This window comes from Secundilactobacillus yichangensis, from assembly GCF_016861565.1.
In the GTDB taxonomy this organism is placed as follows: Bacteria; Bacillota; Bacilli; order Lactobacillales; family Lactobacillaceae; genus Secundilactobacillus; species Secundilactobacillus yichangensis.
Genome location: NZ_BOLK01000029.1, coordinates 1 through 12346, shown reverse-complemented (window position 1 = coordinate 12346; position 12346 = coordinate 1). Strand labels below are relative to the sequence as shown.

Sequence of the window (12346 nt, the reverse complement as noted above, 5' to 3'; positions counted from 1 at the left end):
ACCCCCGTCCGGTTGCGCTTGCCCTTATACAGGCTGGAATAGCTGATGCCGTCCTCGTTGTGCAGCGGGTTGCCCTGACTGGCGACAAATGCCTTGTTGCACCGGGCCGCCTTACTGGAGACTTCCCGCCGCAAGCAGCCGCAGGACTTCGTGATCCCGTGGCGCAGTGAATAGCCATCCACCACGATGTGATTGCCGCAGTCGCACACGCACTTCCAGCGCATGTTGCCGTTCGACGACGTGGTATTTGCTCTTTCCTCTACATATAACCGACCAAATTTTTGATGTGTCAAATCAATCATCCTGCTCATGACAGTCAGCCCCCTTAGTATATTTATTCCTTGCCTGATGCCAGTCAGCAGCCGCCCTCCCCAGTTGACTGTTAACTGTCATCCAAAGCTAGCTCCGGGTCGCGGCGACTTTTTGCAGCGCCTGGATGTAGCCGTCAAATAACCCCTGTTCCTTGATCCATGGTGCTTCCGGCGACTGGTCGGTGAGTTTCAAATGATCGACTAGCGCCTGGACGTTTTGCCAGATATCGGCGTTATCCTGAACCAGCAGCCAAAACGCTTGGTCTACCCGGTCCCGGTCAGCTTCTGGCACTTGCTTGCTTTGCGTGTAATAACGCACGCATTCCCGCGCGAACTCGTCAATATAGGTCATCGGGTCAATCTGTTTCAGCGTCTCAAAGAACTTGCTCAACATGGTGATCTGCTCGACGGAAGCCACCTGCGGCATCGGCGCCATGACGTCGGAACGCAGGTCCCGGCTCATGAACTGGGCGTAGGCGATTTCGTTGACTTCCACGTCCGTGCGTGACAGGCAGTTCACTAACCGGCTGTAAAATTCATCCGAGTAGTTGCCCACCTTCTGCCAGCGCACGCTGTACTGGGTCAAGAAGCTGCGCCTGAACCAGCGCCCCCGGGCGGTCATGAAGTCGCGGCCGACCTTATACTGCGAGGTGCGCGTCGGCGTCATATCCTGTTCCAGCACCAGTCCGGTGAGCACGTCGGCATCGGGATTGCCCTGCACCGAAGCGCCAAACGTCTGGATCACGCTGGTCTGGTTCAGCAAGCCGTCCGGCCCCATGAACATCACGTAGTCACCCGTGGCACTTTCCACCCCGTGCTGAAAGGCTTCTTCCCATGACAAAACGTTTTGCGGGTTTTCATAGTGAATATCCAGGTTCTTGAAGAGCCGGAACTGGTTCACGTCCTGCAGCCGGTACTGCCCGTTATCCACTAAAATTACCTCAACGTCGCGGAAATCAATCCCCAATTGATTATTGATCGATGACAGCGGAATCGCTAAATCTGCCTCCCGCGCGTCGTTAACCGCAATAATGATACTGATTCGCTTTGCCATAGTAGTCTCCTCCTTGTATTTTTTACTATGTATGAGAAGGCGGCGTGAACCGCCCTCCCTAGAAGAAAGGCTGCATCATCGCGGGACAATTGCGACATGCAGCCTCTCTCACTATGAGTCCGAACTAGTAGTCATGGGCATGTGAAATGATTAGTAGAGGGACTCGTGATCATTATCGTCACTGCCATGACGCTTGCGACGGGTGACGCCGTAAGCCAAGGTAGCTTCCATAATAGTCATGCCGACACCCAGCATAACGATTGTTGATGCCGAGCTTTCATCGGTCTGCGGCAAAGTGCTTTGAGCAGCTTCACCGTTGCCGTTTGTCAAACCATTGCCATTGGTTGAACCAGTAGCAGTTGAACCAGTAGCCGTACCACCTGCTACAGCTTCGTGGATCGTTGAAGCACCGCCGTTACCAGCTTCGCTTGTCGGAACCATGCCAGCTGATTGCTGACTTGAAGTATCGCCAGCAGCGTCAGTGGTCAAGCCGTCGCCACCAGTAGTGGCTGAGCCAGTATCACCAGCAGCTGTCGTAGCAGTACCGCCGTCAACGCCAGTCGAAGTAGTACCAGTGCCGTTACCAGTATTGCCGCCTGGAACAGCTGTACCAGTAGTGGTAGTAGTCGTGGTTTGAGTAGTTGTACCACCATTGCCACCTGGAGTGGTCGTGTTGATACCGCCATTACCGCCTGGTGTTGTGGTGTTAGTACCACCATTGCCGCCTGGGGTAGTCGTGTTAGTACCACCATTGCCACCTGGGGTAGTCGTGTTAGTACCACCATTGCCGCCTGGAGTGGTCGTGTTAGTACCACCGTTACCACCTGGAGTAGTCGTGTTGGTTCCACCGTTACCGCCTGGAGTGGTCGTGTTGGTTCCACCGTTACCGCCTGGAGTAGTTGTGTTGGTATTTGTACCGCCATTACCACCGTTAGTGTTCGTGTTGGTGTTTGTACCGCCATTACCGCCTGGGGTAGTTGTGTTGGTATTTGTACCACCATTGCCACCAGGATTGGTGTTCGTGTTGGTGTTGGTATTGGTGTTGACATTGCTGTTTCCACCGCCAGCTGGAGTAGTTGAACCAGTGTTGTTGTCACCAGTTGTCTTACCACCGTTGTCGCCACTAGGAGCTGGATAAGTCGTAGTAGTCGTCGTGGTCTTGGTCGTAGTCGATCCGTCCTTGTTAGGAATCGTTTCGATAGTTACGATCTTGACGACTTTGTTACCACTTGGATCAGTAGTTGTGGTCGTATCAGTTTCAGTGGTTGAACCATCAGGGTTAGTGGTGATGGTCTTTTCAGTCGTGGTGTTGTTAGTGGTTGTAGTATTCGTAGTCGTTGAACCGTTCGTACCTTGACCATTATCAGTACCGCCGCCGTTGTTCTGGTTGTTGGTGTTGTTGATGTTAATACCGCTGCCGTTGCCAGTGCCGGTGCTTGTACCAGTGCCGTTGTCAGTACCAGTTTCTTTACCAGTACCGCCGCCATTGGTAGTGCCGCCGCCATTTGGAACAACGATCGAACCAGCGTTGCTGCCGTCTGGGTTAATGAAGTAGTAAGTGGTCGTGCCGGCTTCTTTATCAACGATTGTCTTTGAAGGATCAATCTGAGGAGTCTGACCATCTTTACCGTCCTTACCATCGACACCGTCAGTACCATTCTTACCGTTCTTCACGATGTAGTGGTGACCATCTAACGTGAAGGTCCAGCCATCAACGTCGCCGTTAGCATCGTAGTGAGGCGCAACCGTTGGCGTTTCGCCATCCTTGCCGTCAACACCGTTCTTAGGTGCATCCACCGTACCAAGCAAGACCTTTTGACCCTTGTCGTTGATGTAGTAGAATTCGTACTTAACCGTGTTGCCGTTAGCATCCTTGACCGGTTGAACAAGCGGTGTTTCACCGTCTTTACCGTCCTTAGGAGCAGTGACATCACCGACAGTCTTAGTTGAGCCATCAGGGTTGGTGATGTAGAACTCGTAATGAGTGACACCATCTTGCCCAACGACTGCTTTGACATCAGGCGTTTGACCGTCTTTGCCGTCTTTGCCGTCTTTACCATCAGCACCCTTGTCGATCGTAACTTTGTTGCCATCGCTGAATTCAACAACTGTGTTGCCTTCTGGGTCCTTAGTGGTGCTGGTAACGGTAATGCTCTTGCCATCAACACCGTCTTTAGGTGCATCCACCGTACCCATGTTCTTTTCAGAACCATCTGGGTTAGTGATGTAGAACTCGTAAGACTTCGAACCATCATTGTTGGTGATTTCCTTAACCTTTGGTGTTTGACCATCCTCAGGTGCCGGAACTTCGCCAAGATCCTTGGTAGAACCGTCAGGGTTGGTGATAAAGAATTCGTAAGACTTGGAGCCGTCATTATTGGTGATTTCCTTAACTTGCGGAGTCTGACCGTCCTTGCCGTCCTTACCATCTTTACCATTCTTAACGGTGTATTCTTTACCGTTAATGGTGAAGACGTAGCCGTCAACGTTGCCGCTTGGATCCTTGGTTTCACTAACAGTTGGTGTTTCGCCATCTTTACCGTCCTTAGGTGCAGGAACATTACCGACTTCCTTGGTTGAGCCATCTGGGTTCGTGATGTAGAAGACGTATGACTTCGAGCCGTCATTGTTAGTGACTTCCTTAACAGATGGTGTTTGAGCATCCTTACCATCCTTAGGTGCAGGTACCGTACCAACAGTCGTGGTAGAACCGTCTGGGTTAGTGATGAAGAACTCGTATGAAGTTGAGCCATCCGCGTTTGGAACAGCCTTAACTTGTGGTGTTTGTCCATCCTTGCCATCGGTACCCTTAGGAATCGTGACGTTTGAACCGTCACTGAAGGTAACCACGATGTTGCCCTTGGCATCAGTACCCGTGCTCTTAACAGTAATGTCTTGACCATCTTTACCGTCTTTACCATCTTGACCATTCACAACGGTGTAATCGTGACCGCCGATGGTGAAGGTGTAACCGTCAACCTTGCCGTCAGTACCAGTGTGCGGTGTTACCGTTGGGGTCTCGCCATCTTTACCATCTTTAGGTGCAGGTACATTACCGACAGTCTTTTCGGAGCCATCAGGATTAGTGATGTAGAAGACGTATGACTTCGAACCATCATTATTCGTGACTTCCTTGACTTCAGGCGTTTGACCGTCCTTACCGTCAACACCGTCTTTAGGTGCGTCGACAGTACCTAAGTCAACTTCTTTGCCGTCTTGATCCATGACGTAGAAGACGTATGAAGTCTTGCCATCTTGGCCAACCACGGCTTTGACATTAGGCGTTTCGCCGGCTTCACCTTGATCACCCTTATCACCTTTGTCACCCTTGGCACCTTTGTCAACCGTGACAGTTGAGCCATCGCTGAAGGTGATAACCGTGTTGCCATCCTTATCAGTGGTGTAACCCTTAACGGTCAAATCTTTACCGTTTTCACCATTCTTAACGGTGTAATCGTGACCGTCGATGGTAAATGTGTAACCGTCAACGTTGCCGCTAGGATCAGTGTGCGGTGTAACCGTAGGAGTTTCGCCATCTTTACCATCCTTAGGTGCCGGAACGTTACCCATATCAGTGGTAGAACCATCTGGGTTAGTGATGTAGAACTCGTATGACTTCGAGCCATCTGGGTTAGTAACTTCCTTAACCTGTGGTGTCTGACCGTCTTTACCGTCTTTACCGTCCTTACCGTTAGTCCCGTTGATACCATCTTTAGGTGCTTTGACTGTCCCAATCGTCTTGGTTGAACCGTCTGGGTTAACAACGAAGAACTCGTATGAAGTCGTTCCGTCTTCGCCTACAACAGCTTTAACTTGAGGCGTTTGAGCATCTTTACCATCAGTACCGTTGGTCCCATCTTTACCTTTATTAACAGTGATTGTTGAACCATCGCTGAAGGTAACGACCGTGTTGCCATCTTTATCAATGACTTGGCTCTTAACGGTCAATGCCGCGCCGTCTTTACCGTTCGTCCCGTTCTTGATGACGTATGGTACGCCGTTCAATGTCAGGGTGTAGCCGATAACGTTGCCGTCTGAATCAGTGTTTGGCGTGATCGTTGGCGTAGCGCCATCCTTACCATCGACCCCATCCTTAGGTGCCGGAACAGTTCCGACAGTCGTGACAGAGCCATCTGGGTTGGTGATAAAGAATTCGTATGACTTCGAACCGTCATTGTTAGTAACTTCCTTAACAGATGGTGTTTGCGCGTCTTTGCCATCAGTCCCGTCCTTAGGTGCGGCGATCGTGCCAACAACTTGGTCAGCGGAACCATTAGCACCTGGAATGTAGAATACCAGTGACTTAGTGCCATCAGGGTTAGGAACTTCCTTAACCTGTGGTGTTTGACCATCCTTACCAGCAGCGCCGGCAGGAATCTTGACGTTATTACCATCAGAGAAGGTAACGATCGTGTCGCCATCCTTATCAACAGTTGAGCCGGTAACGGTTAAGTCAGCGCCATCTTTACCATCGGTGCCGTCTTTACCGTCTTTACCATTCAAAACAGTGTAATCAACGCCATTCAGAGTGTAAGTGAAGCCATCAACCTTGCCGTCAACACCAGTGTGTGGTTTAACCGTTGGGGTTTCGCCATCTTTTCCATCTTTACCATCCTTAGGTGCTGGAACCGTGCCAACGATCTGGTCGTCAGTACCGTCGTTCTTAGGACCTGGAATGAAGAATTCGTATGAAATGGTGTTGCCATCGGCATCCTTAACTGGTTTAACTTGCGGCGTTTGACCATCAGTACCATCTTTACCATTCTTAGGTGCTGGAACTGTACCAACGATCTGGTCATCAGTACCGTCTTTCTTTGGACCTGGAATGAAGAATTCGTATGATGTGACGTTGCCATTGGCATCAGTAACTGGTTTAACGGATGGTGTTTGACCATTTGTACCGTTAGTCCCATCTTTACCATTTTCGACGTTGATCACTTGTGGTGCATCTTTAGAACCTGGTGTGGTAATGGTGATCGTCGTGCCAATAACCGTCTTCTTGTCAGCATCCAGTTCAGGTGTAGTCGTAATAACTGGTGTTACACCGTCTTTACCATCAGTACCATTCTTGATGGTGCCGACCGTCTTGCCGTCAATGGTAATGTTGTAGCTGATAACATTGCCATCATTGTCTTTAACTGGCGTGAAGTCAGGGGTCTTACCATCTACACCATTGTGCAAAGTCCCGACAGTCTTACCGCCGATGACGATATCGAGGATCCCAGTTGGGTTGCCGTTAGGATCTTTTTCAGGCGTGATAACTGGTGAAGCACCATCTTTACCATTCAGGATCGTATCGCCGTCTTTGCCATCAATCACAATGGTGACACCGATTTGGTTGCCATCCTTGTCGAGTGCTGGCTTAGTCGTGACAACAGAACCATCTTTACCATTCTTGAGCTCGCCGGCTGGGTTGCCGTTGATGGTAATCGCGTAACCAATAATGTTACCATTATCGTCTTTTTCAGGCGTCAGTACCGGCGTTGAGCCGTCTTTACCATTAGTAACATTGATGGTTTGCGGAGCTTCGTTAGAACCTGGCGTGGTAATCGTGATCGTGGTACCAGTAACCTTGCCATCGGAATCCGTTGTCGGCGTCTGGGTAATAACTGGTGTAGCACCGTCTTTACCATTTGTGATAGAGCCAACCTTGGTGTTGTTGATCAGAATGTCGTAGCCAGTGACGTTACCGTCATTGTCCTTGACTGGGTTGAACTGCGGTGTTGCACCATCTTTACCATTGTGTAACTGACCAACAACCTTATCACCGATCTTAATGGTGTAAGTCCCAGTTGGGTTACCGCTGGCATCAACATCTGGTGTGATAACTGGTGAATCACCTTGAGGGCCTTGGTCACCTTTATCACCCTTGGCACCGTTCAAGATCGTACCGCCATCTTTACCGTCGATGAACAGCTGAACACCAATCTGGTTGCCATCACTATCTTTAACTGGCTTAGTCGTTACAACTGAACCATCTTTACCATTGGTAATGGTACCAACAGTCTTGTCATCAACCGTAATGGTGTAGCCGGTAACCTTACCGTTGTTATCCTTAACTTCGGTAAATTGAGGGGTGGCACCGTCCTTACCATTTGTGACAGTTCCAACCGTCTTATCACCAATAGTAATGGTGTAACCATCTTTAGTTGGTGTGAAGACTGGTGAAATACCGTCAGAACCGTTCATGATCTTAGCGCCAGGTAAGCCGTTAATGACCATCTGGGTCCCGATGATGTTGTTATTCTTGTCGTAAACCGGCATCGTGGTAACCGTTGGCGTGGCACCATCTTTACCGTTTGTGACTTCGCCGACCTTGGTATTATTCAGCATAATATCGTAGCCAGTAGCGGTCTGAACAAAGTTTGGCGTAGCACCGTCTTTACCGTTTGTAACGGTAACCGGCTTGCCATCGGCACCAGTAATGATGAATCCAGTTGGGTTACCGCTGCCATCAGTCGTTGGTGTGATCGTTGGCGTCTTACCAGCTTCACCTTGTGGTCCTTGGGCACCATCGGCACCATTCATAACAGTACCAGCATCTTTACCGTCAATGACCAGCGTGATACCAGTTTGTTTCTGAGTCTTCGGATCAATGATTGGTTTAGTCGTTACAACCGAACCAGGCTTACCATCTTTACCATTAGTAATCGTAACGGTTTGAGCTGGTTGATCTGACCCTGGAGTCGAGATCGTCAGCGTGTTGCTGATAACGTTACCAGCATCATCCTTGTTAGGCGTTACAGCAACAACTGGTGTCTTACCATCTTCACCATTCTTGATAGTAGCAACGTTCTTGCCACCAAATGAGATCGTGTAGCTCTTACCATCTTGAGAAGGTGTGACTTCTGGAGTTGCACCATCGTAGAGGTAAGTAATGGTATCAGGATCGCCATTGGCGTGCTTGATCGTCACTTTAACACCGCTTACACCTGGCTTATCAGTATCGGTTACCCGCTCTGCAGTAACAGTGTCACCGGCAGTTGGGACATCCACTGAGCCAAGGTCTTTTTCAGGAACATCGTTACCTGCAGGATCTTTGCCAGCAGGGATATAGAGGATGATCTTGCCGCCCTCTTCTTTGATAGCAGGCTGACCGTCAGTCCCATTGGTACCATTCTTGACAGTGAACGATCCGACTGGCTGACCATTTGACATAAAGTTGTAAGTGGTTGAGCCGTCAGCGTTTGGTGTTCCTTTATCAAGCGTTGGGGTAGCACCATCATTACCATTCCAAAGGGTTTCAACAGTATCAGGACTGCCATCACCGTGCTTGATGGTAATCTGTTCACCGCCATTTGGATGATCAGTATCACCCTTGATTGGGGTCATAGAAATCGTGTCGCCATCCTTAGGTTCTGGAACATTACCTAAGTCTTGTTCAGGCGTGTCACCGTCAGCTGGAATATAGAAGGTCAATACCGGATTACCGTTTGAATCCTTCCCAGGCTTGACACTTGGTGTTGTTGCATTCTTACCATTAGTACCGTTTGTACCATCATAGAGGTAAGTGACTGTGTCAGGATCGCCGTTAATGTGCTTAACCGTGATCTTAACGCCACCGACACCTTGAACATCAGTATCCTTGACCCGCTCCGCGGTAATGGTGTCACCGTTTTGTGGAACTGGGACCGTGCTAATGTCCTTTTCAGGGGTATCGCCATTAGCTGGGATATAGAAGGTCAAGGTTGGTTTGCCGTTAGCATCCACCCCAGGCTTTACTTGAGGTGTTTGACCATTGGCACCGTCCTTACCATTCTTAACCGTGAAGGTACCGACTGGCTGACCATTCATCATAAAGTTGTAAGTGGTTGAGCCGTCGCCGTTGTCCTTGCCACCATCAAGAGTTGGTGTAGCACCGTCGTTACCATTCCAGATAGTTTCGGTAGTATCAGGACTGCCGTCACCATGCTTGATGGTTAACAACGTACCGCCATTCGGATGAGTAGTGTCACCCTTGATTGGAGTTGCAGTAACCGTATCGCCATCCTTTGGTGCAGCAATTGTACCAAGGTCTTGTTCAGGTTTATCACCACTAGCTGGAATGTAGAAGATAATTGCGGGCTTACCGTTGATATCCGTCCCATTTTTAGCTTGAGGCGATACTCCAGGAGCACCATCTTTACCATTCTTGACGGTAAAGGTACCGACTGACTTACCACCCGACATGAAGTTGTATGTGGTTGAGCCATCGCCGTTGTCCTTACCGCCATCGAGGGTTGGCACAGCACCATCATTACCATTCCAAAGGGTTTCAACAGTATCCGGACTGCCGTCGCCGTGCTTGATAGTGATTTGTTCCCCACCGTTTGGATGATCAGTATCACCCTTGATTGGGGTCATGGAAATCGTGTCGCCATCCTTAGGTGCTGGAACGTTACCTAAGTCTTGTTCAGGTGTGTCACCATCAGCTGGAATGTAGAAGGTCAAGATTGGATTACCTTTTTCATCCGTCCCAGGTCTGACATTTGGCGTTTGGGCATTCTTCCCATTTGTACCATCGTACAGGTAAGTGATCGTTGGATCGCCAGTAGCATGGGTAACAGTGATCTTAACACCACTGACACCTGGCTTATCGGTATCCTGAACCCGCTCTGCGGTAACCTTGTCACCAGCACTTGGCATATCAACCGTGCCAAGATCCTTTTCAGGAATATCGGTACCAGAAGGATCTTTACCAGCTGGAATATAGAGGATTAACTTGCCGCCCTCTTCTTTAATAGCAGGCTGACCGTCAGTCCCGTTGCCACCGTCTTTACCGTTGGCACCGTTCAAGATATCAAATGGTACAGAGGTTGGCTTACCACTATCATCAATAGTGCTGATCGTGACCGTAGTACCGATAGCTGTCTTGTTATCAGTTCCAAGCTTAGGCGTTGGCGTGAGAACAGGACTTGCAATAAAGGTCTTTTGAGGCTCGCCATCAGCTGTGCCATCATTCTTGTAGTTCTGAACATCAATTTCATAGCCAACGATAGGACCGGTAGTACCATTTTCCTTGATCGGATTGGTCGTGATAGTTGGTGCCTTAGCACTAGTACCATTCTTAACGGTGAACGTACCAGCACCTTTACCATTCACATTTAATGTGTAAGTGAATGAACCGTCTTTGTTATCTGTAGGATCTGGAGCAACGGCAATGGTTGGTGTCACCCCATCATTAGTCGTTACTTGGCCAATAGTTGGTATGTTAGCTGCCGTAAGTTCATCATAGGTGACGTTTTTAGGATCGATAACATTACCATCTGAACCCTTTACATCACCTGTGTAGAAGTAAGTGGTGTGACTTGCTGGCCCTGTAGCGTTACCATTCTTGTCAACCGGAGCTGGTGTATCAACGGTAACAGCGTGAACCTCTGGTGTCTGACCATCCGCACCGTTTTCGACATCAACATGGCCGATTTCTTTGCCGGCTGGAATATCTGCCTCAGTCAGAGGTGTCTTATCAGCGTGCGCTGGGATTTCTGGACCAGTATAGAAGTAAGTTGTTTCCTTGGCAGGAGTAGTACCTGATGCTTCTGTTTTTACTGTTAATGAGTGAATCTCTTCAGGTACAGTGGTATCAGTACCGCCCTGACCATCGTTAACAGTGATTTGACCAATACCTTTACCGTCTGGAATATCAGCAGCAGTCAGTGGTGACTTATCACCGATTGCTGATCCATCCGCGTGAGTAGTCAGTTTTGATCCAGTATAGAAGTAAGTTGTGTGAGCGCCACCATTATCAACTGTGAATGAATTAATCTCTGGTGCCGTAGCGTTTGGAATGGTGATTGTCCCTGCAGGCTTACCATTTTCAGTAATATTATAAACGGTACCATTCTCGGTAGGCGTACCCGTTGGATCAATAACCGGTGAAGTACCATCACTGACTTTAAAGCTGCCAAGCACATCAGCTGGTTTAATGTCAGCTTGAGTAATCTTGCCGTCGCCATTAGTATCCTTAGCAGGATCACCACTGTAGAAGTAAACGGTGTGAGTAGCTGGCTTAGCAGCTGTCGTGCCAGTAGCTGCTACTGGGTCGGTGTTAACAATAAGGGTTTGGATTTTTGCATCTTGTCCAGGCTGACCTGGCTGACCATCCGGAATATCAAAGGTATTAATGACATTGCTTGGGTTGTTCTTGTCGCTGATGACAACTGTTGTAAAGCCTGTCTTATTAGTATTAGTCGTTACTTGCCAGTTAGCCGCATCATCTTTAGCCTTAGCCGTATAAACGACCCAAATATCCTGGCCCTTAGTATTGTAAGCAGTATCGTCAGGTGAAGTATTATCATCGAAGTAGTCGAATTGACCGCCACCATGATCTTCCGTGTGACTGTAGTAGTAGTTGCTCAGGTCAAAGGTGCCATCATTATCGGTAATCACGTTACCGTCAATATCAGTGATTTTGTTGTCGGTATTCTTAGTTGCCTTGATTGTTTCAGGAATCGTGTACTGATCAGCGTATGAGGTACCTGCGTCACCAGTGATTGTCTTTTCTGGGGCAATCTCTGGGCCGCCAATGCCACCGTATACGTAGTGAACATAACCAGTCTGCTTTTGAGCAGCGTAGTTAACCACCCGATCGATCTCAATCGGCGAGTTATTCGCGTCCTTAGCAATCTTCAGTGAAACATCAACGTTAGCTGCCTTCTGATCATCCGTCAGCGTAGCGCCAGTTGCGGTGTTCGCGAAGGATTCCGTGTAGCCAGGTTGCTTTTGCAGTTCATTCGTGGTGAGCTTTGCGACGTTGATCGTATCAGTCCCATCAGAAACGTTGCCGTCAGCATCAAGCTTTACATCACCGTTAGTGTTGGTTGTCCATGGACTGTAAGTGATGGTTGCATCTGTCTGGCCATCTTTAAAGGAAACCGTAACTGTCCGATAAAGGTCGTAATCCTTCAATTCTTCCTTAGTCGTACCATCGCCAACTGGATTACCGTAAGTGACGTATTCAGTCACTGGCTTTGTCAGCGCATTGCGACTAGTTTGATCCGTA

2 protein-coding genes and 1 pseudogene are annotated in these 12346 nt (G+C 49.0%); all 3 read right to left on the bottom strand.

All coding sequences use genetic code 11. The features are described from left to right. Positions 1 to 311 (bottom strand): annotated as a pseudogene (locus tag JUE95_RS12655) (AP2 domain-containing protein); the annotation flags it as partial. An 88-nt stretch (positions 312 to 399) separates the two neighbouring features. Then, positions 400 to 1365, bottom strand: coding sequence for a glycosyltransferase family A protein (locus JUE95_RS12650; RefSeq protein WP_203652272.1), 966 nt, complete (start codon positions 1363 to 1365; stop codon positions 400 to 402). Positions 1366 to 1515: 150 nt separating this feature from the next. Next, complete coding sequence (locus JUE95_RS12645; protein ID WP_203652270.1) at positions 1516 to 12309, bottom strand: hypothetical protein; 10794 nt, start codon at positions 12307 to 12309, stop codon at positions 1516 to 1518. Positions 12310 to 12346: the final 37 nt, after the last annotated feature.

Coding starts and splice junctions, on each gene's coding strand:
- JUE95_RS12650 (WP_203652272.1), bottom strand. CDS start 1,365: ATGGCAAAGCGAATCAGTATCATTATTGCGGTTAACGACGCGCGGGAG.